Genomic DNA, 20,729 nt, shown 5'->3' on the forward strand with positions numbered 1-20,729 from the left:
CTGCATGCGGAAGCCGTGGATCGTGGGGATGCTGCTGGCCGGAGTGCTGCTCGGAGCGTGCTCGGACCCGGCGTCCGGGCCCGAGGCGGCCCCGTCGTCCGTCGCGCCGCCGAAGCCGGCCGGCACGACGCAGCAGCAGGCCGCCGGCAGTCCCGCTGCCCCGGCGAAGGCTCCGGTGGTGCTGTATCTCGGGGACTCGCTGGCGATGGAGGCCCAGAAGGTGGTCGGGCAGGAGCTCCGCCGGGACCTGCGTGCCGAGTACACGGGCAGGCCGTACTCCGGGACGACGGTCTGCGACTACCTGGAGGGCACCGGCGCCAAGTCCCTCGTACCGGACCGGGACAAGGCGGCCGCCCTGGTGCGCTCGCTGAAGCCGGACTTCGTGGTGCTCCAGTTCTGGGGCAACGCGTGGGGCTACACGTGGTGCATGGACGGCATCACCCACGCCGAGGCGCCGACGACGTACTTCAAGCGGTACCGGGCCGACATGGCCCGGCTGACCGAGCAGATCGCGGCGGCGGGCGGTGCCCATCGGCCGCGGATCGTGTGGGTGGCGCAGGGCCCGGACCCGCTCACCCCCGACCGGGTCCGGCGCGTGAACGAGCTCTACGCGCGGCAGGCCGCCGCCTCGGGCGACCTCGTCGCCGACGCGGGAGCCAAGGTGAGTGCGGCCGGGGCCCGCTACACCTGGGTCCAGTACCTGCCGTGCACCGCCTACGAGCGCGAGCACCCCGCGTACTGCACCCAGCCGGGCCGGGACCGGACCGCCCTCCACCTCGACACGGACTATCTGCACTTCTGTCTGGCGCCCACCACGTCCACGCCGAAGCCCTGCCCGGTCCGCTCCCCCGGCATCCTGCGGATCGCCCGGGAGATCACCCGGGTGATCGGCCGGACGCCCGTCGGCTGAATCTCACTCGCCCGCGTAGGCCCTCTCCAGGGCCGCGATGTCGAACTTGCCCATCGCCATGAACGCCGCGGTCACGCGGGCCGCCTTCGCCGGGTCCGGGTCGGTGACCATGGCGTCCAGCCTGTCGGGGACGACCTGCCAGGACAGTCCGTACCGGTCCTTGAGCCAGCCACAGGGGCCGGGCTCGCCGCCGCCTTCGAGGAGCTTGGTCCAGTAGTGGTCGATCTCCTCCTGGTTCTCGCAGAAGATCATGAAGGAGGTCGCCTCGGTGAACTTGAACTGAGGGCCGCCGTTGAGCGCGAGGAACTTGTGCCCGTTGGCCGTGAACTCGACGGTCATGACGGTGCCGGCCGGCTGCATCGCCCCCTCGGGGTAGCGCGCGACCTTGCCGACACTGGAGTTCTTGAAGACCGAGACGTAGAAGTGAGCGGCTTCCTCGGCCTGGCCGTCGAACCAGAGACACGTGGTGAAACCGTCGGTTGCCATGGGGACCTCCTGGGCGTGCGGGTCGATGTCTCCTGTGTCGACCGATCCTCGCCGCGAAACTCATCGGTCGCGTGGCCGGTTAATCCAGGTGGCCCGTACACCGTTCGGAACTAGCATCCGGGTCATGACGTCTTCGCCCGCCGACAGCGGCCTTCACCCCTTCCGCATCGACATACCGCAGGCCGACCTCGACGATCTCCATGACCGCCTCGACCGGGTCCGGTGGCCCGACGAGCTGCCCGGGGTGGGCTGGTCGTACGGCGTGCCGGAAGGGTATCTGCGCGAGCTGGTGCGGTACTGGCGGCACGAGTACGACTGGCGGGCGGCCGAGGCGCGGCTGAACGAGTGGCCGCAGTTCACGACCGAGATCGACGGCGCCCATGTGCACTTCGCGCACATCCGCTCCCCCGAGCCCGATGCCACCCCGCTGATCATCACCCATGGCTGGCCGGGGTCGATCGTCGAATTCCTCGACGTCGTCGGCCCGTTGACGGATCCGGCCGCGCACGGCGGCGATCCCGCCGACGCCTTCCATCTCGTGGTGCCGAGCATTCCCGGCTTCGGGTTCTCCGGGCCGACCCGGGAGACCGGCTGGGAGGCGCGCCGGATCGCCGACGCGTGGGCCGAGCTGATGACCCGCCTCGGCTACGACCGGTTCGGCGCCCAGGGCGGCGACTGGGGCGCCGCCATCTCCCGCGAGCTGGGCCGTGTCCACACCGACCGGGTGATCGGCGTCCACCTCAATCTGCTGCCCGGCGCACAGGCGGCCACGGAACCGACCGAGGAGGAGCTGGAGGCACTGAGCCCCGAGGAGCGGGAGCGGACCCTGCTCTCGTGGCGCACGTGGGACGCGTGGTTCCGCGACGGCGTGGGCTACTTCCACCTCCAGTCCACCCGGCCGCAGACCCTCTCGTACGCGCTCACCGACTCGCCGGTCGGCCAGCTCGCCTGGATCGTCGAGAAGTTCCGGGAGTGGACGGACTCCGAGGAGCTGCCCGAGGAGGCCGTCGACCGGGACCTGATGCTCACCAACGTGATGCTGTACTGGCTGACCGGCACCGCGGGCTCCTCCGCCCGGGTCTACTACGAGCGCGCCCACGCCGAGGGCGACCGGATCGCCGCCCCGCACAAGCCCTCGGCCGCCCCGACCGCGGTGGCCTCCTTCCCCGGCGACCCGCAGATCCCGCTGCGCCACAAGGGCGAGCGCACCGAGAACATCGTGCGCTGGACCGAGCTCGACCGGGGCGGTCACTTCGCCGCGATGGAGGAGCCCGACCTGCTGGTGGACGACGTACGGGCCTTCTTCCGGCAGCTGCGCGAGAAGGGCTGAGACCCGCGGTGAAAGCGGCGCTCTGCCCTCGGCGAATCTGCCGCGGGCAGAGAACGGGCTGAAGGGCGTCGCCCGAGGTCAAGAGTGGAGTCGACGGCATCCCCGCCACCACGAGGAGAACCGATGACTCCACTCACCACGCTCGCCCCACGGGCGGAGGAGGGCGACACCGCGCCCTCCCGCTTCGACGACCAGCTCGCCGCCCAGCTGCTCGGCCAGCGGATCGTCCTGCTCGGCACCCAGGTCGACGAGGTCTCCGCGAACCGGGTCTGCTCCCAGCTGCTGATCCTGTCCGCGGAGGACCCGCGCACCGACATCAGCCTGTACATCAACAGCCCGGGCGGCTCGGTGTACGCGGGCCTCGCCATCTACGACACGATGCGGCTCATCCCCAACGACGTGTCGACGCTCGCCATGGGATTCGCGGCGAGCATGGGCCAGTTCCTGCTCTGCGGCGGCACGCCCGGCAAGCGGTACGCCCTGCCGAACGCGCGGATCATGATGCACCAGGGGTCTGCGGGCATCGGCGGGACCACGGCCGACATCGAGATCCAGGCGGAGAACCTGGACCACAGCAAGCGGACCATGGAACGGCTGCTCGCCGAGAACACCGGCCAGACGCCGGAGACCATCGCCCGGGACGGCGACCGCGACCGCTGGTACACGGCCGAGCAGGCCAGGCAGTACGGAATGGTGGACCAGGTCGTGGAGTCGCTCGCCGACGTCCGCCCGGCCGCCTCGAAGCGACGGATGGGGCTGTGACATGGGGAACTACACGATTCCGTACGTCGTCGAGCGGACCGCGAACGGTGAGCGGTCCTCGGACGTCTTCAGCCGCTTGCTGTCGGAGCGGATCATCTTCCTCGGCACCGAGATCGACGACGGCGTGGCCAACGTCATCATCGCGCAACTCCTCCATCTGGAGTCGTCGGCACCGGAGAACGAGATCGCGATCTACATCAACTCCCCCGGCGGCTCGTTCACTTCACTCATGGCGATCTACGACACGATGACGTACGTGCAGTCGCCCATCTCGACGTTCTGCGTCGGACAGGCGGCCTCCACGGCCGCCGTGCTGCTGGCCGGAGGGGACCCCGGGCGGCGGTTCGTGCTGGAGCACGCGCGGGTGCTGCTCGGCCAGCCGGCCAGCGGCGGCAGCCGGGGCGCGATCTCCGATCTCGCCCTCCAGGCCAAGGAGATGATGCGGATCCGCTCCCAGGTCGAGGAGGTACTGGCCCGCCACACCCACCACGACGTGGAGACGCTGCGCTCGCACATGGACCGCGACAAGGTGTTCACCGCCGAGGAGGCGGTGGCGTACGGGCTCGCCGACGAGGTGGTGAGCCGGCGCCTCGTGGGGGTGTGAGGCGCCGGGTTCCGCTCAGGCGGCCAGGCAGAGCCCGTCGTACGACGAACCGGGCGCCGCCCTGCGGCTGCCGACCGAGTGCCGGCTGGTGATCCGGACGAGTTCGCCCTGGGCCCGTCCGAGCAGGTCGCCGAGCCCCAGTCCGAGGGCGTGGGCGGCGGCCGCGAGGACCTCCGACGAGGCCTCCTTGCGGCCCCGCTCCACCTCGGAAAGGTACGGCATGGAGATACGCGCCTCGTCGGCCACGTCCTTCAACGTGCGCTCCTGGGCGAGCCGTTCACGGCGCAGGACGTCGCCGACCAGGTCACGCAGCAAAGGCTCCTTGGGAGGCGGTGCGGCGGCAGGGCGGGCGGTCCCCGGGCGCAGGGGGATGACGCGGGCTTGGTTCGTCGCTTCTTCGCTCACCTGTTCAGCCTAGAAGCCGTGGACCACAGCGGGAGGGATCAGGATCGGATCAGGATTCTGCTCTGGGTGGAATGGACGGGATCATGTGACGTAGGTCACAATGAAGAGCGTCCGACGCACGCCACACGGCCCGCCGCCCCTTGCTTTCCCGATTTCGGACACGCCACGGGCATGCGTCGTCACTCACCGGGTAGGCGCAAAGGAGACTGCCCGCGGGCTACCCGCCGGTCGGCGGCGGACACATGCATATGTCGTCGCGATCCGGGTACCCGAGGGACCGCGAAGCACAGTTTCGGAAAACAACCGAGGCTGAAGAGGCTGACGTCAAGCCGTGACTTGCGTGGGAGAGGTACATGGACACCGCCGTGATCCGGTCGGAGGCACAGGTCGTGGAGCAGACCGCCGTGGCCAGCACGGGTGAGACATCACTGCCAGGAGTCGTGGACCCCCGGAGCGTGGCTCCGCGTGACGCGCGGGAACTGTCGCGCCAGTTCTTCCAGCGCCTGACCGAGCTCGAGGAAGGCACGCACGAATACCAGTACGCGCGCAACACGCTCATCGAGATGAACATGTCCCTCGTGCGCTTCGCCGCCGGCCGGTTCCGCGGCCGCGGCGACGACATGGAGGACATCGTCCAGACCGGCATGATCGGCCTGATCAAGGCCATCGACCGGTTCGACCTGACGCGGGAGGTCGAGTTCACCTCCTTCGCCCTGCCGTACATCGTCGGCGAGATCAAGCGCTTCTTCCGTGACACCACCTGGGCGGTGCACGTGCCGCGCAGGCTCCAGGAGCTGCGGGTCGAGCTGGCCAAGGCGCGCGAGGAGCTGGCCAGCAGGCTGGACCGGGAGCCGACGGTGGCCGAGCTCGCCACCCTGATGAACATCGGCGAGTCCGAGGTGATCGAGGCGCAGATCGCCTCGAACGGCTACAACTCCTCGTCGCTCGACGCCGCCCTCACCGGCGACGGGCCGGAGAACGGCGAGTCGGTCCTGGCCGACTTCATCGGCGTGGAGGAGGAGGGACTGCGCCTCGTCGAGGACTTCCAGTCACTCGCCCCGCTGATGGCCGAACTCAGCGAGCGCGACCGGCAGATCCTTCACCTGCGGTTCGTGGAGGAAGCCACCCAGGCGGAGATCGGTGAACAGCTGGGCTGCTCGCAGATGCATGTGTCCCGGCTGATCAAGCGGATCATCACCCGCCTGCGCACGGGCATGCTGGGCGAGCTGGGCTGCGCCTGAGAAGAAACCTGAGCAGACAAGAATGACCGCCGAAGATGTCTTCGGCGGTCATTCCGTCTCGAGCCGGAGAACGGCGCTCACTCTCTTCCCGACCGGCACCCGTTCCGCGCTGACCTCGGCCGCCAGGGCGTGCACGATCTCCAGGCCGTGCCGGCCGACCCGCTGGGGGTCCTTGGGAAAGCGCAGGGGCAGCGCCGCACTGCTGTCGTAGACGGACACGGTGACGACCGCGTCCGTGCCCTCCAGATCGAGGATGTACGGCCCGTTGCTGTGCCGGTCCGCGTTGGTGATCAGCTCGCTCACCACCAGAAGCACCTCGCCGTCGGCGCGGTCCCCGATCTCGGCGCACCACTCGGTCCTGAGCTGCTCGAGGAAGTGCGCGGCGAAGTTGCGCGCCTCGGCGATGCATCCCGGCTCGCCGGTGAAGTGAGCCGCCCGCCGTAGTGGATCCACGGGCACGTCGAAACCAGTCGGTATCACTGCCCCGTCCAGGTGCTCGATCATGCGTTCTCTCTCGGAAGGCCGGACTGGCCGGACGCCTGCTGCACCAGTGCTCGTACCCCGAGCGCGGCTCCGCAGTCCCCATAACGGGTCGTGTCGGTCACATCGCCGGTGACGTCACCGCGGACTCGGGGCATTTTACGTGGATCCCGATTCCGCCGGTGTGTCGAATGACAGAGAGGGCTGAGACCCGGAGGTGTCCGCGGACGGTCCTTCCTCCTCGGTCGTCCCGGAGTCCGGAGCGGGCGGCTCGGGGCTCGGTGGCGACGAGGACGGGCCGTTCGACGTCGGCGGGCACGGCGTCGCTGTCGCCGAGTCGGACGGGGTGCCCGTGGCGTTTCCGGAGGGGGTGCCGGTGGCGGTCGTGAGGCACGGCGCCGGGGAGGAGGGCGAGGTGGGCGGCGAGGTCGGCGTCGTGGGTGACGTCGGCGCGGTCGGCGTGATCACACTCGCGGACGGGGAGACCAGGTTCTCCGGCGGCTCGGTCGGCTTGTCCTTGTGGCCCGTGTCGCCGCGGTGACGGGCGATCCAGTCGTCGGAGTCATCGTCGTAGATCACGAAGACGTTGATGACGGTCACCGAGGGCGCGACCACCACGACGTTCGAGGGCCGGTAGGACGACCAGGTGTCGCCGGTCCGCTTCGGGGTGCTCTGCTGGGCGACCGGCGGGGTCAGGGGGTTGCCGCACGCGCAGCGCACCCGGGGCACGCCGCGGTCGTCGACGAGGACGGCGGTGCCGGACTGGAGGACGGCCTGGTAGGCGGTGGCATGTCCGTCCCGGTAGCCGTGGTTGGTGACGCGGGTGTCCATGCGCAGCTGGACCGGGGTGAGCGCGCGCAGGTAGGCGGGGACGCCGGACGGCTGGACCCCGGCGACCGAGGCGAAGGCCTGGTTGACCGGCGGGTTCGCCTGGAGCGCCTTGATCTGGCGCTCCACGTCGCAGCTGGCGACGTTGCGGGTGCCGCCGTAGAGACCGGGGGCGCTGCCGTCGACGCCGCGCACCGCGTTCGCGGAGGGCGACTCGGTGGCCGGGGAGGCGGAGGCGGGCGCTGCGGAGCTGTCGGTCGCCGTCGACTCGGTGAAGGGGTCGGGGCCGGTCTTGGCGGCGGCCTGGAGGAAGACCTCGCCGTTGCCGCTCTTGCTGCCGGAGCCGCCGTCGGAGCGGCTGAAGACGAGGCCCAGGATTACGGCGGCCACGACCGCGGTGGCGAGCAGCGCGATACGGGGAACCGAACGCCACCAGGGGCGGTGCGGTTCCGGCGGGGGCGCTCCCCCGCCGCCGCCCGGGGGTTGTGACGGTGGCCCCGAAGGCGGCTGGGAGGGGCCCGACAGCGGACCGGAGGGCGGTCCTGTGGGCCGGCCGGAGGACGGCGGTTCGACGCTCACGAGCCCTTCTTCCCGACGTGGAACTTCTGCGGCTTTTGTGCATTTACCGCGCTTTTATCCACGCCCCTTCCATTGTGTGCTCCGGTGCCGTGCCGCTCGCAAGCCGACGCGGACGGCCCTCTCGCCGGGCGGGGCCCCGGAGCCCTGCTTAGCGTGGAAGGGTGAGCCCGCGAACCCGCTCCGACCAGGCCATCGCCCCGCACGGCTGGGTACAGGCCCTCCTCGCGGTCCTGTCCGCACTGATCGCCATGGGTACCGCCGCGGCCCTGGGACTGTGGGCGGCCGGGGCGACGGACCTCCCCGAGGGCGCGTTCCCCCGGGTCGTGGCGGCGACGGTGGTCACCGCGGTCGGCGGCACGATCGAGCTCTCCGGGAACGCCGGCGGCCTGGCCGACACCCAGGCGGGCGTCACCGTGATCCCGCTGTCCGTCACGCTCACCGGGGCACTGGTGATCGCCGCGGGCTTCCTGCGGCCGCTGCGGCACCGGGCGGTCGCGGGCGCCGGGGAACTGGCCGGGTGGGCCGCCAGGATCGCCGTGCTGTGGCTGCTCGCGCTGCTCGCGCTGGCCCTCGGCGCCCGGCAGACCTTCCAGCTCTCGCTCGGCGACGACACGCTCTCCGACCTCGGCGACGCCTTCGGTGTCTCGCCGGAGGTCGGCTTCGAGACGGACCTGCCCCCGACCCTGTTCTTCGGTCTGCTGTGGCTGGCCGGTGTCCTGGTGCTGGCTCTGCTGGTCTCGCGCGGAGCGCCGCTCCCGGCCCGGCTGCTGCGCTTCCAGGCGACGGTACGGCCGGCGGCGTACGCGATGGTGGTCCTGCTCCTGGCCTACGTGGCCCTGGGCATCGTCATCGCCGTCGTCGTGGCGTTCACGCGCGGCCAGGCGGCGGCGACCCTCGCCGTGATCCTGCTCGGCATGCCGAACCTGGTGTGGCTGGCGCTCACGATCGGCCTGGGCGCCACCTGGAACGGCCGGGTGGAGGGCCCCTTCGGACTGCCGATGCCGCATGTTCTCGACGAGGTGCTGCGTGGTTCGGACACCGCCGCGCTGAATCTGCGCACGCTGGCCGAGTACGACGGCCGGGTCTGGTGGCTCGTCGCCGTGGACGCGGTGCTGCTGCTGGCCGCCGCGTTCGTGATGGCGGCGCGCTCCCCCGCCCGGATGCGCGCCTGGCAGCACGCCCTGCACATGGCGGTCGCGCTCGCGCTCACGGTGCTGATGATCTGCCTCGTCGGCCGCATCTCCGCGCACTACGGCCTGTCCGTCCTCGGCATCGGCGACCTCGGCGGCGATCTCGACGGGGAGCTCCTCCTCGAGCCCGAAGTGTGGTCCGCCGTCGGTCTGGCCGCGCTGTGGGGGCTCGTCACAGGCTTCCTGGGCGCGCTCCTGGCCCGTCCGGTGCGGCGGACCGGCGAGACGAAAACGGCTGGGACCGACGGCGCCGGGCGTGGCAGTGTGCGGCCATGACGCTGCCGCTCGAAGACCGCCTGGCCATCACCGAGTTGATCTCCCTGCACGGCCATCTGGTCGACGACGGGCAACTCGACCGCTTCGAGGAGGTGTTCACCTCCGACGTCGTCTACGACCTCTCCGACTACGGACAGGGCGAGGTGACCGGCGTCGCCGCGCTGCGGGAGGCCGCGCTCACCCTGGGCTCGGCCAATCCCGTCGCGCACCACGTGACGAACGTGGTGATCGGCGAGGCGCCGGACGGCCGGGTGCGGGTCCGGTCCAAGGGACTGGGCATCAAGACCGACGGCTCGTGCGGGTCGGTGACGTACGAGGACACGGTCGTCAGGGCCGGTACCGGCTGGCGGGTGTCGCACCGCAAGGTGTCGCCGCGGCGGGTGCCGCTGAGCGGAACTAGCCGCCCCTGAACACCGGCAGGGCCCACGGCGGCGGTCGCTTCGGGCCCTCCGCCGGCGTCTCCACCACCTTCAGGTCCACCTCCGTCGGCGCGTGCGTACCCGGACGGGCACCGGTCGTGGCCGCGCGCAGGGCCGCAACGAAGGCGAGACAGGTGTCGTAGCGGGCGTCGGGGCTCTTGGCGAGGCCGCGCGCGAACACGGCGTCGACGTCCGGGGCGAGGTCGGGGCGGGACGCGGTCAGCGGGGGCGGATCGTCGTACTGGTGGGCCCACAGCAGGGCCATGTCGTCGTCGCGGCGGAAGGGCGGGTGCCCGGCGAGGGCTTCGTAGACGACGCAGGCGAAGCCGTACACGTCGCAGCGTCCGTCGACCGGCTTGCCGGAGATCTGCTCCGGCGCCACGTAGTCCAGGGTGCCCACGAACTGACCGACCGTGGTGAAGCCGGTCAGGGACAACGACTTCTTGGTCAGGCCGAAGTCGGTGAGGTAGGAGTGCTCGGGATGGTCGCTGTCGGTGCCGCGGGCGACCAGGATGTTCCCGGGCTTCACGTCCCGGTGGACGAGCCCGTGCTCGTGGGCGGCGTCCAGCGCCGAGGCGATCTGGGCGGCGATGCGCAGGGCGACGGCGGGCACCAACGGGCCCCGGCGGTCCAGGAGATGACGCAGGTCGCTGCCCTCGACGTAGCGCATCGCGATGTACAGGACGCCGTCCGTCTCGCCCGCCTCGAAGACGGGCACGATGTGCGGGTGGTCGATCGCGGCGGCGGCCCGGGACTCGTGGGTGAAGCGGCGGCGGAAGGTGTCGTTGCGGGCGAGTTCGGGGGCGAGGAGCTTGAGCGCCACCGTGCGCTCCAGTCGCAGGTCGCGGGCGCGGTAGACGACCGCCATGCCGCCACGGCCGATCTCGCGCTCGATGCGGTAGCCGGCGACCTGGCGCCCGATCAGCTCGGAGGGTCGGCCGGAGAAGAGGCTCGTGTCACGGGCCATCAGGGGTCACGACCTGTGTGGCGGCGTGGTCCGCGACGGCGGCCCGGGGTGCCTCGTCCGTCGCGAAGGTGCTCAGACGGGTGCCGTCGGCGTACACCCAGCGGCCGTGCTGGGCGTCGTAGAGCCATACGGACTCGCCGTCGACCACGACTCCGACGCGCCGGCCGCGGGTACGCGCCTGGAAGGCCTCGCCGTCGAGGCCGCCCGAGGCGAGCTCCTCCACCGCGGTCCGGTAGTCGCCCAGGGTCTGCTCGGCGCGGGCCAGCAGGGGCCGTGGGTCCGCGGTGCGGGCGAGCGGGCCGTCCGCGGCGGGCGGATCCGGGGGGACGGCGACCAGGAAGCGGCCGTCGACCCAGGCCGACCAGCCATTGGCGCACCGGACGTGTCCCCAGTCGCCGCGCCGCTCCACCAGCTGGACCGGCAGCAGCGGATCGAGGGGGACGGTGGGCCGGGCGGGGTCGGGGGCCTCCCAGGCGGGCATGCCGTGCTGGGGGACGACGTGGGTGGGCCGGAAGCCGGGGGTCGCCATCGCGCGCGCCTACTTCCGCAGGACGGCCGGCTCGTGCCGGCGCAGCAGCCGGGACACGACGTAGCCGAAGACGGCCGACAGCACCACGAGCATGGCCACGTTGAGCAGCCACACCCCCGCCGAGTGCCGGAACAGCGGGTCTGCGGTCAGCTCGCCGGGCACGATCCGGGCGAGCCCGACGGTGCCGGCCATCGCGCCGAGCGCCCATCGCGAGGGCACCAGCCAGGACAGCTGCTCCAGGCCGGGTACACCGTCGAGTTTGAGCAGGGCGCCGCAGAAGACCACCTGGACGATGGCGAGCAGCACGAGCAGCGGCATCGTCACCTCCTCCTTGCGCACCAGCGCGGAGACCAGCAGGCCGAGCATCATCGCCGTGAACGCCAGCAGGGCGACGGCGACGGTGATCTCGACAAGGGGCGGCATCAGCACGCCCTCGCCGCCCGGCGCGTTGAGGTCGACGCCGAACAGGCCGACCAGGGTCAGCACGACCGCCTGGAGCACGGTGATCGTGCCGAGGACGACGACCTTGGAGAGCAGGTACGCCGATCTGGACAGCCCCACGGCCCGCTCCCGCTGGTAGATCACGCGTTCCTTGACCAGCTCGCGCACGGCGTTGGCCGCCCCCGTGAGCACGCCGCCGACGCACAGGATCAGCAGCGCGTTCATCGCCGTCTCCTGCGTCAGCTTGCTGCCGGCCAGGGCGCGCGCCATCGCGCCCATCACGAACGGCAGGGCGATCATGATGACGAGGAAGGTGCGGTCGGCGACCAGTGCCGTGGTGTAGCGGCGGATCAGGGTGCCGAGCTGGGCGCCCCGGCTGCGGGGCCGGGGCGGTGGGGCGATGACGACCGGTCCGGACCGGGACACCCGGGGCTGCCCGGTCGCGTCGGAGACGTACTGCCGGTGGAGGGACGAGGCGCGGAACTCTCCGGCCCAGTCCCGGCCCTGGTCCCGCTCGAAGGCCTCGAAGGCCTCCGGCCACTGCGCGTAGCCGAAGTAGGCGAGGGTGTCCTCGGGCGGGCCGTAGTAGGCGATCTTCCCACCGGGGGCGAGGACGAGGAGCCGGTCGCAGACGTCGAGGCTGAGGACGCTGTGGGTGACGACGATGACGGTGCGGCCGTCGTCGGCGAGGCCGCGCAGCATGTGCATCACCGAGCGGTCCATGCCGGGGTCGAGGCCCGAGGTCGGCTCGTCGAGGAAGAGGAGTGAGGGCTTGGTGAGCAGCTCCAGGGCGACGCTGACGCGCTTGCGCTGACCGCCGGAGAGGCTGTGCACGGCCTGGTCGGCGCGCTGTTCCAGACCCAGTTCGCGGATGACCTCCTCGACCCTGGCCTGCCGCTCTGCCTTGGCGGTGTCCTGCGGGAAGCGCAGTTCGGCGGCGTAGGTCAGGGCGGCGCGGACGGTGAGCTGGGCGTGCAGGATGTCGTCCTGCGGGACGAGGCCGATGCGCTGGCGCAGCTCGGCGTAGTCGCGGTACAGGTCGCGGCCGTCGTACAGGACCGTGCCGTGGTCGGCGGGGCGCTGTCCGGTGAGGGCGCCCAGGAGGGTGGACTTGCCCGCGCCGCTCGGGCCGACGACCGCGAGCAGGCACTTCTCCCCCACCGGGAACGACACGTGCTCGAGGAGGGTCTTGCGGCCGTGGTCGACGGCGACGCTCAGATCCTGGACGTCGAGGGAGACCTCGCCGGTGTCGACGTACTCCTGGAGCTCGTCGCCGACCAGGCAGAACGCCGAGTGGCCGATGCCGACGACATCGCCGGGGCCGAGCCGGGCGCTGGTGACGGGGCTGCCGTTGAGGTAGGTGCCGTTGTGGCTGCCCAGGTCGACGATCTCGTACGTCCCATCGGGGTGGGCGCGCAGCTCGGCGTGCCGGCGGGAGACGACCAGGTCGTCGATGACCAGGTCGTTGTCGGCGGCGCGGCCGATGCGGACGGTACGGGAGGGCAGCGGACGGACGGTGGTGGGCTGTCGGAAGGTGCCGGTGAGTGCGGGCATGGACACCGCCGAGGGGCGTTCCCGGGGGGCCGGTGCGGTGCTGCTAAGCACCGCCCTGGGGCCGTCGGCGGGGTTGCCGAAGCGGATCACGCTGCCGGGGCCGACGCTCCACTCCTCGACACGGCGGCCGTCGGCGTAGGTGCCGTTCGTGCTGTGCTCGTCCTCCAGCGTCCAGTGGTCGGCCTGCGGGCGCAGCACCGCGTGGTGCCACGAGACCCGGGCGTCGTCGATGAAGATGTCGCTCAGTGGATCGCGCCCGACGTGGTAGTCGCGGCCCGGACTCATCACCGTGGATCCCGTGTCGGTCTCCAGGACGAGTTCAGGCGCGGTCGGCGTGTTCGGCCGCTCTGCCATGCCGAAATTCTACCGATTCGTCCAGATGTGCGCCTGGCGCGGGCTCGGAGGCTCAGCCCACCGACACGACCAGAGCCGGGATCGTCCGCTGCATCCGCAGGGCGTCCACCGACTCGGCGAGCAGCTCGTACTCGGTGGTTTCGTCGCAGGTGGCGATCCGGATCAGCCGTCCGGCCGCCAACTCCTCGGCGACCAGATCCTGTTGGGCGTCGTTCCCGCACCAGGCGCGCAGCACGGCGGGCACGTCGGGGACGGTGTCGGCGACCGGGACGAGGGCGCCCGCCGGTAAGTGCTCGGCGTCGGGCTGCGGGTCGAGCCGCTCGGCGATCCAGGCGGCCCGGTCGCGCAGCCACCAGAGCGCCAGGGCGAGGGTCGGGGCCCGGTAGCTGCCCAGGGGTACGCCGATACGTTTCCCCTCGCACGTTCCGTACGCGGTGACATGGCACAGGAATTCGTCGTGCACGTTCACTCCCCCGGTGCGTAGTGCGCCTCTCGGCTTGCCTCGCTTTCCATGCGGCTCTCGTGCTTGCGGGTACCCAGGGCTCATGTGCGGTGCGTGATCACATCCTCGCTGGATGTGAATACCCTGTCAGTTTGAGTATGTTCACTACTGAAACACTGTCACCATGACTTTCCGGCCAGTCTCCTGGCATATTCACCAGGGCAGTTGGCCGAAATCCGGTGGCTGTCGGCATTACCCCAGGGGTAATCGACGCTCCGCGGCGCTGCGGGCAAGGTTGCGGTACCGGGTCACCACGACCGGGATCCGGTTCCTGACCAGCAGAGACGACCTCAATGGAGGCTGATTCCGCATGCCCGCCGACACCGACCGTTACGAGAGTGCCGTCGCCCGTTACTTCGAGGCCTGGAACGCCGTCGATCAGGAGACGCTGGCCAAAGCGGTGGCCGCCGCCTGGGCCCCGGACGGCACCTACACCGACCCACTGGCCGACGTGGGCGGCCATGAGCAGATCGCCGCGGTGATCGCGGCGGCGCACGAGCAGTTCCCGGGGTTCGCCTTCCGTCCCGCCGGAGTCGTGGACGGCCATCACGACACCGCGCGCTTTTCCTGGGAGCTGGTGAACGAGACCGACGCAAGCGCACCCGTCGCCGGCTTCGACGTCATCACGCTGGACGAGAAGGGCCGTATCCGGTCGGTGCTCGGATTTCTGGACCGGGTGCCCGCCGGGGCGTGATGAGTTTTGGCGCTCGCGAGGGTCTCCTGAACGGGAGGTCTCCTGGACGGGAGACCCGCGCGAGCGAAAGGCGGCGCCATGAGCACGATCGAGAAACTGGACCGGCACTTCACGGCCGAGCTGGTCAAGAGCCCCGCCGAAGGGGGCTGGACCTATCTCGTGTGGCCCGAGTCCGTCGCGTTCTTCGGCACGCGCGGGCTGGTCAAGGTGCGCGGCACGATCGACGGGCACCCGTTCCGGAGCTCCTTCATGGCCCTGGGCGACGGCACGCACAAGCTGCCCGTGAAGGCCGAGGTGCGCAGGGCCATCGGGAAGGAGGCGGGCGACACGGTGACCGTCCGCCTCCAGGAACGGCTTACTTCTTGAGCACGGCGTCGATCCGGGCCAGCTCGTCCGCGTCGAAGTCGAGGTTGCGGATGGTGCCGACACTGTCCTCGATCTGCTGCGGGCTGCTCGCGCCGACCAGGGCGGAGGTCACCCGGCCACCGCGCAGGACCCAGGCCAGGGCCATCTGGGCCAGGGTCTGGCCGCGGGACTCGGCGATGTCGTTCAGCTCGCGCAGCTGGGCGACCAGGTCCTCGGTGAGCGCGTCGGAGTTCAGGAACGGGCTGTCGCTCGCGGCGCGCGAGTCCTCCGGGATGCCGTCGAGGTACCGCCCGGTGAGCATGCCCTGCTCCAGCGGGGAGAAGACGATCGAACCGACCTGGAGCTCGTCCAGGGCGTCCAGGAGACCCTCGTCCTCGGGGCGCCGGTCGAGCATCGAGTAGCGCGGCTGGTGGATGAGGAGCGGGGTGCCGAGCTCGCCGAGGATACGGGCGGCCTCGCGGGTCTGCTCCGCGGAGTAGTTGGAGACGCCGACGTAGAGCGCCTTGCCCTGCTGCACGGCCGAGTGCAGGGCGCCCATCGTCTCCTCCAGCGGAGTCTCCGGGTCGGGGCGGTGCGAGTAGAAGACGTCGACGTAGTCCAGGCCCATCCGCGTCAGGCTCTGGTCCAGGGAGGAGAGCAGGTACTTGCGGGAGCCCCACTCGCCGTAGGGGCCGGGCCACATCAGATAGCCGGCCTTGGTGGAGATGATCAGCTCGTCGCGGTAGGCGGCGAGATCGGACTTCAGGGCCTCGCCGAAGGCGGACTCGGCGGCGCCGGGCGGCGGGCCGTAGTTGTTGGCCAGGTCGAAGTGGGTGACCCCGAGGTCGAAGGCGCGGCGCAGGATCGCGCGCTGCGTCTCGACGGTGCGGTCCGCCGGGCCGAAGTTGTGCCACAGGCCCAGCGAGATCGCGGGAAGCTTCAGGCCGCTGCGGCCGGTGCGCCGGTACGGCATGTCCGAGTAGCGGTCGGGGTGTGCGGTGTACAACGCGACTCCAGAGGGGTTGGCACGGTTTCCTGAGAACCGCTGTCCACTCTTTCGCGACCTGGGGGCATTGGTCCAACAGAAGAATCCGATGGAATTAAGCGGATACGCTTCTCAGTCATGGAACTCCGACATCTCCAGCACTTCGTCGCGGTCGCCGAGGACCAGCACTTCACCCGGGCGGCCGAGCGACTGCTGGTGTCCCAGTCGGGTCTGTCGGCCTCCATCCGGGCACTGGAGCGGGAGCTGCAGACGCCGTTGTTCGTACGGACCACCCGACGGGTGACGCTCACCCCCGCGGGCCGGGCGCTGCTGGGCGAGGCCGAGCGCATCCTCGCGCAGGTGCGGGCGGCTCACGAGGCGGTCGCCGCGGTGCAGGGGGTGCTGCGCGGGATGCTCGCGCTCGGGTCGGAGCAGTGCATCGCCGGGGTGCATGTGGCCGGCCTGCTCGCCGCGTTCCGGCGACGGCACCCGGATGTGGAGATCTGTCTGCGGCAGGCGGGCTCGGGCGCGCTCGCGGAGGAGGTCGCGGCCGGGCGCCTCGACATGGCCTTCGCGGTGCGGACGGCACAGGAGGACACCGACCAGCTGCGGGTCGTCCCGCTGGCCGGTGAGCCGATGACCGTCCTGTGCCACCCCGACCACCGGCTCGCGCGCGTCGGCGCGGCCGTGACGCCGGAGGATCTGGGCGGCGAGGTCTTCGTCGACTTCCACCCCGACTGGGGCCCGCGCCGCACCACCGACGCCGCGTTCGCCGCCGCGGGCGTACGGCGAGCGGTCGCGCTGGAGGTGAACGACGTGCACAGCCTCCTGGACCTAGTGGACGAGAACCTGGGCGTCGCCGTCGTACCGCGCCACTTCCGTCACAAGCGCCCGTCGCTGACCGCGCTGCCCGTGAAGGGCACCGGGGAGACCGTGTACGAGACGGTCGCCCTGCTGCCGCCCGAGCAGGCCACCAGCCCGGCGGCCCGGGCACTGATGGAGCTGCTGGAAACAGGGGGCGTAGGTACACCCTCGGACGGGGCCCACCCCTCCTGACCCGGCCCGTCTCCCACCGCAGACTCGTGACCGTCCCTCACGGCAACTGCGGTCAGGAGTACGGGAAATGACGGATCACACACGACGGAACGTCCTGCGCGGCGCGGCGGCGGTCGCGGCGGCCGGTGGACTGGTGGGCACGGGAGCGGGGGCGGGACCGCGTGCGGCCGCCGCGGCTCCCCAGGTGTCCACCGCGCGGCGCTTCCCCTTCCTGGAGGGCGCGTTCGAGCCCGTCACGGAGGAACTGACCGCCTTCGACCTGCCGGTCACCGGTCGCATCCCCCACGACCTCAACGGCCGCTATCTGCGCAACGGCCCCAACGTGCTGGGCCTGGAGGACCCGCGCGCCCACCACTGGATGCTCGGTGACGGCATGGTGCACGGCGTCCGGCTGCGCGACGGCCGCGCCGAGTGGTACCGCAACCGCTGGGTGCGCTCCTCCCAGGTGGCGAAGAAGCTGGGCGAGCCCTACCCGCGTCCGGTGCCGCCGGACGACTTCCCGTGCAACACCCATGTGATCCCCTACCGGGGGCGGATCCTCACGCTCCAGGAGAGCGGGCCGCTGCCGTACGAACTCGACGACGAGCTCAACACCGTGGGCACCTACGACTTCCGCGGCACCCTGAAGGGCCCCCTCACCGCGCACACCAAGTTCGACGTCCACGCCGGTGAACTGCACGCCATCGCCTACTACCCGACCTGGGACCATGTCCGGCACCTGGTCATCGGCCCGACGGGCCGGGTCTCACGCACCACCAGAATCCCGGTGGCGGACGCGCCGATGATCCACGACTTCGCACTCACCGAGCACTACGTGATCATCCTCGACATGCCGGTCACCTTCGACCCGGCGGGCGCCGAGCGCGGGGACATCGTCCCGTACGTCTGGAACGACGAGCACCCGGCCCGGGTCGGCGTACTGCCGCGCAAGGGCGGTACGGTCCGCTGGTTCGAGGTCGACCCGGTCTACTACTCGCACACCCTCAACGCCTACGAGGAGGGCACGGACATCGTCATCGACACGACCAACTTCGACGCCCCCTTCCTCGTCGCCGGCAACGGCTCGGGCGGCCCCTACAGCGCGGGCACCCCCAGGCTCGACCGCTGGACGGTCGACCTGCGCCACGGCCGGGTGCGGACCCGGACCCTCGACGACCGCCCGCAGGAATTCCCGCGCGTGAACGAGGCGTTGGTCTCCCGCAGGCACCGCTACGGCTACTCGGCGGCGTCCGCGGAGATGGCGGTGGCCTACATGGCGGTCGACGGCAACCCGCCCGACCGGGCGTTCAGCAACGCGCTCATCAAGCAGGACCTGCTGCGCGGCACGACCCAGGTCCACCGGCTGCCGCGCGGAGCGGCCGCGAGCGAGGCCGTGTTCGTCCCGCGCGAACACAGTGCGGCCGAGGACGACGGGTACGCGATCGCCTACGTCCACGATCCCGACCGCGGAGCCTCCGACCTGCTGATCCTCGCCGCACAGGACTTCACCGGCGAGCCGGTCGCCCGGATCCAGCTGCCGGGCCGGGTGCCGCTGGGGTTCCACGGGAGCTGGATTCCGGACGCATGAGGCGCCCGGGTGCGCGATGGTGGACGTATGCATGCGAAGGACATCCTCATCGACGGCTTCAGCCGCATCCAAGAAGAAGTCCATGCCGCCGTCGAAGGGCTCGGCCCCGACGACCTCAACCACCAGCCCGCACCCGGCGCCAACTCCATCTCCTGGCTGATCTGGCATCTCACCCGCGTCCAGGACGACCACCTGGCCGACGCCTTCGGGCTCGACCAGGTCTGGCTGACCCAGGACTGGGAGAAGCGTTTCGCCCTCGATCTGGCGGCCCGCGACACCGGGTACGGCCACAGCCCCGCGAAGGTGGCCAAGGTGCGGGTCGACTCGGCGGAGCTGCTGACCGGGTACTACGACGCCGTCCACGCGCAGAGCCTCGGCGTCCTGCGTGAGCTGGCCGCCAAGGACCTGGAACGCGTGGTGGACGACAACTGGGATCCGCCGGTCACTCTGGGCGTCCGGCTGGTCAGCGTCCTGTCCGACGATCTGCAGCACGTCGGACAGGCCGCCTTCCTCCGGGGGCTGCGTCAGAGCGCGTAGCCCGGCAGGACGACGTCCTCGATGAGGGCCTTGCGCTCGTCGAACGGGATGAACGCGCTCTTGAGGGCGTTCACCGTGACCGTGCGCAGGTCCTCGATCGTCCAGCCCGCCTCCTCGACCAGCAGGGACATCTCGCGGGTCATCGTCGTGCCGGACACCAGACGGTTGTCGGTGTTCAGGGTGACGCGGAAGCCGAGGTCCTTCAGGGCCGTGATCGGGTGCTCGGCGATCGAGGTGGCGGCACCGGTCTGGAGGTTGGAGGTGGGGCACATCTCCAGGGCGATACGACGGTCGCGCACCCAGCCCGCGAGACGGCCGAGCTTGCCGGCCGCGAGGTCGGGGATGTCGTCGGTGATACGGACGCCGTGGCCGATGCGCTGGGCGCCGCAGACCTGCAGGGCCTGGTGGATGCTGGGCAGACCGTGGGCCTCACCGGCGTGGATGGTGAACGGGACGTTCTCGCGGCGCAGGTGCTCGAAGGCGGCGAGGTGGTCGGCGGGCGGGAAGCCGTCCTCGGCACCGGCGATGTCGAAGCCGACGACACCCGCGTCACGGAAGGCCACGGCCAGGTCGGCGGCCTCGCGGACACGGTCGAACATCCGCATGCCGCACAGCAGGGTGCCGACCCGGACCGGGGTACCGGCGGCGGCCGCCTTGGCCATACCGGCCGCGAGCCCCTCCTGGACGGTCTCCACGACCTCGCTCAGGGCGAGCCCGCCCTGGGTGTTCAGCTCGGGGGCGTAGCGCACCTCGCCGTACACGACACCGTCCGCGGCCAGGTCGAGGACGTACTCCTCGGCGGTGCGCAGCAGGCCCTCGCGGGTCTGCATCACGGCGAGGGTGTGCTCGAAGGTGGCTATGTAGCGCACCAGGTCGCCGGAGTTCGCGGCGTCGTAGTACCACGCCGCCAGCTCGTCCGGGTCGGTGGTGGGCAGGGTGTGGCCGACCGCGTCCGCGAGTTCCACCACGGTGGCGGGGCGCAGGCCGCCGTCGAGGTGGTCGTGCAGCACGGCCTTGGGCAGCCGGCGGATGGCGTCGATGTCTACGCGCGTAGCAGTCATGGTGGATCTTTCCTTGGCAGTGCGGCGGGGCGGTGTTCGGGCGGTGCGACAGATGCGGTGCGGTCTTCAGTCGGCGGGCTGGAGCAGATCCCAGCGGTTGCCGTACAGATCCTGGAAGACGGCGACCGAGCCGTAGGGCTCGTGGCGCGGCTCCTCCAGGAAGGTCACGCCGGCGGCGGTCATCCGGGCGTGGTCACGGGCGAAGTCGTCGGTGTGCAGGAAGAAGCCGACGCGTCCGCCGGTCTGGTCGCCGACCCGGCCGCGCTGCGCCTCGTTCTTGGCGCGGGCGAGGAGCAGGCCCGTGCCCTGTCCGGACCCCGGCTCCACGACGACCCAGCGCGAGCCGTCGGGGCGCGGGGCGTCCTCGGCGAGCCGGAAGCCAAGGGCCTCGGTGTAGAAGCGGATCGCCTCGTCGTAGTCGTCGACGACGAGGGTGACCAGGGCGACGCGTCTCATCGGGGCCTTTCGGAGGGCGGGGTTAGCGGAAGAGGTTATACGTAAAACGTCACGGACGCCAGTCGCACCCGGACCGCCGGTCTCCGGCTCGCCCGGACCTAGGACGCACGCCCGAGCCGGAGCGGGCCCCTGGACCGAGGCGGGGTCGGCCGCCGGTTCACTACCGTCCGG

At 71.1% G+C, this 20,729-nt stretch carries 23 protein-coding genes; 12 read left to right on the forward strand and 11 right to left on the reverse strand.

The features are described 5' to 3' along the window. Positions 1–4: 4 nt before the first annotated feature. Positions 5–910: an SGNH/GDSL hydrolase family protein gene (locus OG381_RS06605; protein ID WP_327715166.1), complete on the forward strand. Its 906-nt coding sequence runs from the start codon at positions 5–7 to the stop codon at positions 908–910. A gap of 3 nt (positions 911–913) precedes the next feature. Here OG381_RS06605 and OG381_RS06610 read toward each other — a convergent pair whose 3' ends face one another. Continuing rightward, positions 914–1,396 (reverse strand): VOC family protein, encoded by a 483-nt coding sequence (locus tag OG381_RS06610; protein WP_327715167.1) that lies wholly within the window; start codon positions 1,394–1,396, stop codon positions 914–916. A 124-nt stretch (positions 1,397–1,520) separates the two neighbouring features. On the opposite strand from OG381_RS06610, the gene OG381_RS06615 reads away from it, so the two are divergent. The 3 genes from OG381_RS06615 to OG381_RS06625 all read left to right on the forward strand — a co-directional run bounded on the left by OG381_RS06615 (position 1,521) and on the right by OG381_RS06625 (position 4,092). Then, entirely contained in the window at positions 1,521–2,726 is a 1,206-nt protein-coding gene (locus tag OG381_RS06615; RefSeq protein WP_327715168.1) for an epoxide hydrolase family protein, read from the forward strand. Between the two features lie 123 nt (positions 2,727–2,849). Next, a complete protein-coding gene (locus OG381_RS06620) occupies positions 2,850–3,488 on the forward strand; it encodes a ClpP family protease (protein ID WP_307034685.1) in 639 nt (212 codons plus the stop codon). 1 nt (position 3,489) lies between these two features. Next, positions 3,490–4,092, forward strand: a complete 603-nt coding sequence (locus OG381_RS06625) for a ClpP family protease (protein WP_327715169.1) — start codon at positions 3,490–3,492, stop codon at positions 4,090–4,092. A gap of 15 nt (positions 4,093–4,107) precedes the next feature. On the opposite strand, the gene OG381_RS06630 is transcribed toward OG381_RS06625, so the two are convergent. Further along, entirely contained in the window at positions 4,108–4,497 is a 390-nt protein-coding gene (locus OG381_RS06630) for a helix-turn-helix domain-containing protein (RefSeq protein ID WP_266896806.1), read from the reverse strand. A gap of 353 nt (positions 4,498–4,850) precedes the next feature. Between OG381_RS06630 and OG381_RS06635 the strand changes: the two genes are divergently transcribed. Beyond that, positions 4,851–5,738, forward strand: a complete 888-nt coding sequence (locus OG381_RS06635; protein WP_327715170.1) for an RNA polymerase sigma factor SigF — start codon at positions 4,851–4,853, stop codon at positions 5,736–5,738. Positions 5,739–5,786: 48 nt separating this feature from the next. Here OG381_RS06635 and OG381_RS06640 read toward each other — a convergent pair whose 3' ends face one another. Further along, the gene (locus OG381_RS06640; protein WP_327715171.1) at positions 5,787–6,242 is read right to left on the reverse strand and encodes an ATP-binding protein; all 456 of its coding nucleotides are present in this window, start codon (positions 6,240–6,242) and stop codon (positions 5,787–5,789) included. Between the two features lie 135 nt (positions 6,243–6,377). After that, the gene (locus tag OG381_RS06645; RefSeq protein ID WP_327715172.1) at positions 6,378–7,625 is read right to left on the reverse strand and encodes a DUF6777 domain-containing protein; all 1,248 of its coding nucleotides are present in this window, start codon (positions 7,623–7,625) and stop codon (positions 6,378–6,380) included. 161 nt (positions 7,626–7,786) lie between these two features. Here OG381_RS06645 and OG381_RS06650 point away from each other — a divergent pair, with 161 nt between their 5' ends. Together OG381_RS06650 and OG381_RS06655 are read left to right on the forward strand one after the other, a co-directional pair. Next, positions 7,787–9,091, forward strand: a complete 1,305-nt coding sequence (locus OG381_RS06650; RefSeq protein WP_327715173.1) for a streptophobe family protein — start codon at positions 7,787–7,789, stop codon at positions 9,089–9,091. Further along, positions 9,088–9,501 carry a nuclear transport factor 2 family protein gene (locus tag OG381_RS06655; protein ID WP_327715174.1) on the forward strand — a complete coding sequence of 138 codons (414 nt, stop codon included), beginning with the start codon at positions 9,088–9,090 and terminating at the stop codon, positions 9,499–9,501. Before OG381_RS06650 ends, OG381_RS06655 begins: the two co-directional genes overlap by 4 nt. On the opposite strand, the gene OG381_RS06660 is transcribed toward OG381_RS06655, so the two are convergent. The 4 genes from OG381_RS06660 to OG381_RS06675 are packed head-to-tail and all read right to left on the reverse strand — an operon-like array spanning position 9,488 to position 13,818. Further along, positions 9,488–10,477, reverse strand: coding sequence for a serine/threonine-protein kinase (locus tag OG381_RS06660; protein WP_327715175.1), 990 nt, complete (start codon positions 10,475–10,477; stop codon positions 9,488–9,490). The genes OG381_RS06655 and OG381_RS06660 overlap by 14 nt on opposite strands. Further along, positions 10,467–11,006, reverse strand: a complete 540-nt coding sequence (locus tag OG381_RS06665; protein ID WP_327715176.1) for a hypothetical protein — start codon at positions 11,004–11,006, stop codon at positions 10,467–10,469. Before OG381_RS06665 ends, OG381_RS06660 begins: the two co-directional genes overlap by 11 nt. 9 nt (positions 11,007–11,015) lie before the next feature. After that, on the reverse strand, positions 11,016–13,355 hold the full coding sequence (locus OG381_RS06670; RefSeq protein ID WP_327715177.1) for an ABC transporter ATP-binding protein/permease: 2,340 nt from the start codon (positions 13,353–13,355) through the stop codon (positions 11,016–11,018). Between the two features lie 52 nt (positions 13,356–13,407). Further along, positions 13,408–13,818, reverse strand: coding sequence for a hypothetical protein (locus tag OG381_RS06675; RefSeq protein ID WP_307034666.1), 411 nt, complete (start codon positions 13,816–13,818; stop codon positions 13,408–13,410). A gap of 349 nt (positions 13,819–14,167) precedes the next feature. On the opposite strand from OG381_RS06675, the gene OG381_RS06680 reads away from it, so the two are divergent. After that, positions 14,168–14,551, forward strand: a complete 384-nt coding sequence (locus tag OG381_RS06680) for a nuclear transport factor 2 family protein (RefSeq protein ID WP_327715178.1) — start codon at positions 14,168–14,170, stop codon at positions 14,549–14,551. 78 nt (positions 14,552–14,629) lie between these two features. Continuing rightward, positions 14,630–14,917, forward strand: a complete 288-nt coding sequence (locus OG381_RS06685; protein ID WP_327715179.1) for a DUF1905 domain-containing protein — start codon at positions 14,630–14,632, stop codon at positions 14,915–14,917. Here the strand turns inward: OG381_RS06685 and mgrA are convergent. Next, a complete protein-coding gene (gene mgrA, locus OG381_RS06690; protein WP_327715180.1) occupies positions 14,907–15,902 on the reverse strand; it encodes an L-glyceraldehyde 3-phosphate reductase in 996 nt (331 codons plus the stop codon). The two genes, OG381_RS06685 and mgrA, sit on opposite strands and share 11 nt — an antisense overlap. A gap of 117 nt (positions 15,903–16,019) precedes the next feature. Here mgrA and OG381_RS06695 point away from each other — a divergent pair, with 117 nt between their 5' ends. The 3 genes from OG381_RS06695 (at position 16,020) to OG381_RS06705 (ending at position 19,041) form a co-directional block, all read left to right on the forward strand. After that, positions 16,020–16,937, forward strand: coding sequence for a LysR family transcriptional regulator (locus OG381_RS06695; protein WP_327715182.1), 918 nt, complete (start codon positions 16,020–16,022; stop codon positions 16,935–16,937). A 67-nt stretch (positions 16,938–17,004) separates the two neighbouring features. Beyond that, positions 17,005–18,504 carry a carotenoid oxygenase family protein gene (locus OG381_RS06700; protein ID WP_327715183.1) on the forward strand — a complete coding sequence of 500 codons (1,500 nt, stop codon included), beginning with the start codon at positions 17,005–17,007 and terminating at the stop codon, positions 18,502–18,504. A 27-nt stretch (positions 18,505–18,531) separates the two neighbouring features. Next, entirely contained in the window at positions 18,532–19,041 is a 510-nt protein-coding gene (locus OG381_RS06705) for a mycothiol transferase (protein ID WP_327715184.1), read from the forward strand. Here the strand turns inward: OG381_RS06705 and OG381_RS06710 are convergent. Both OG381_RS06710 and OG381_RS06715 read right to left on the reverse strand, forming a co-directional pair. After that, complete coding sequence (locus tag OG381_RS06710) at positions 19,029–20,102, reverse strand: adenosine deaminase (RefSeq protein WP_327715185.1); 1,074 nt, start codon at positions 20,100–20,102, stop codon at positions 19,029–19,031. The two genes, OG381_RS06705 and OG381_RS06710, sit on opposite strands and share 13 nt — an antisense overlap. 66 nt (positions 20,103–20,168) lie before the next feature. Continuing rightward, positions 20,169–20,558, reverse strand: coding sequence for a VOC family protein (locus OG381_RS06715; protein ID WP_327715186.1), 390 nt, complete (start codon positions 20,556–20,558; stop codon positions 20,169–20,171). Positions 20,559–20,729: the final 171 nt, after the last annotated feature.

Origin of the sequence: Streptomyces sp. NBC_00490 (genome assembly GCF_036013645.1) — a bacterium.
In the GTDB taxonomy this organism is placed as follows: domain Bacteria; phylum Actinomycetota; class Actinomycetes; order Streptomycetales; family Streptomycetaceae; genus Streptomyces; species Streptomyces canus_F.

What these genes read in the sequence shown, in the direction of transcription:
- OG381_RS06605 (WP_327715166.1), top strand. Translation starts at nt 5, where the DNA reads ATGCGGAAGCCGTGGATCGTGGGGATGCTGCTGGCCGGAGTGCTGCTC.
- OG381_RS06610 (WP_327715167.1), bottom strand. Translation starts at nt 1,396, where the DNA reads ATGGCAACCGACGGTTTCACCACGTGTCTCTGGTTCGACGGCCAGGCC.
- OG381_RS06615 (WP_327715168.1), top strand. Translation starts at nt 1,521, where the DNA reads ATGACGTCTTCGCCCGCCGACAGCGGCCTTCACCCCTTCCGCATCGAC.
- OG381_RS06620 (WP_307034685.1), top strand. Translation starts at nt 2,850, where the DNA reads ATGACTCCACTCACCACGCTCGCCCCACGGGCGGAGGAGGGCGACACC.
- OG381_RS06625 (WP_327715169.1), top strand. Translation starts at nt 3,490, where the DNA reads ATGGGGAACTACACGATTCCGTACGTCGTCGAGCGGACCGCGAACGGT.
- OG381_RS06635 (WP_327715170.1), top strand. Translation starts at nt 4,851, where the DNA reads ATGGACACCGCCGTGATCCGGTCGGAGGCACAGGTCGTGGAGCAGACC.
- OG381_RS06640 (WP_327715171.1), bottom strand. Translation starts at nt 6,242, where the DNA reads ATGATCGAGCACCTGGACGGGGCAGTGATACCGACTGGTTTCGACGTG.
- OG381_RS06655 (WP_327715174.1), top strand. Translation starts at nt 9,088, where the DNA reads ATGACGCTGCCGCTCGAAGACCGCCTGGCCATCACCGAGTTGATCTCC.
- OG381_RS06660 (WP_327715175.1), bottom strand. Translation starts at nt 10,477, where the DNA reads ATGGCCCGTGACACGAGCCTCTTCTCCGGCCGACCCTCCGAGCTGATC.
- OG381_RS06665 (WP_327715176.1), bottom strand. Translation starts at nt 11,006, where the DNA reads ATGGCGACCCCCGGCTTCCGGCCCACCCACGTCGTCCCCCAGCACGGC.
- OG381_RS06670 (WP_327715177.1), bottom strand. Translation starts at nt 13,355, where the DNA reads ATGGCAGAGCGGCCGAACACGCCGACCGCGCCTGAACTCGTCCTGGAG.
- OG381_RS06680 (WP_327715178.1), top strand. Translation starts at nt 14,168, where the DNA reads ATGCCCGCCGACACCGACCGTTACGAGAGTGCCGTCGCCCGTTACTTC.
- OG381_RS06685 (WP_327715179.1), top strand. Translation starts at nt 14,630, where the DNA reads ATGAGCACGATCGAGAAACTGGACCGGCACTTCACGGCCGAGCTGGTC.
- OG381_RS06695 (WP_327715182.1), top strand. Translation starts at nt 16,020, where the DNA reads ATGGAACTCCGACATCTCCAGCACTTCGTCGCGGTCGCCGAGGACCAG.
- OG381_RS06700 (WP_327715183.1), top strand. Translation starts at nt 17,005, where the DNA reads ATGACGGATCACACACGACGGAACGTCCTGCGCGGCGCGGCGGCGGTC.
- OG381_RS06705 (WP_327715184.1), top strand. Translation starts at nt 18,532, where the DNA reads ATGCATGCGAAGGACATCCTCATCGACGGCTTCAGCCGCATCCAAGAA.
- OG381_RS06710 (WP_327715185.1), bottom strand. Translation starts at nt 20,102, where the DNA reads ATGACTGCTACGCGCGTAGACATCGACGCCATCCGCCGGCTGCCCAAG.
- OG381_RS06715 (WP_327715186.1), bottom strand. Translation starts at nt 20,558, where the DNA reads ATGAGACGCGTCGCCCTGGTCACCCTCGTCGTCGACGACTACGACGAG.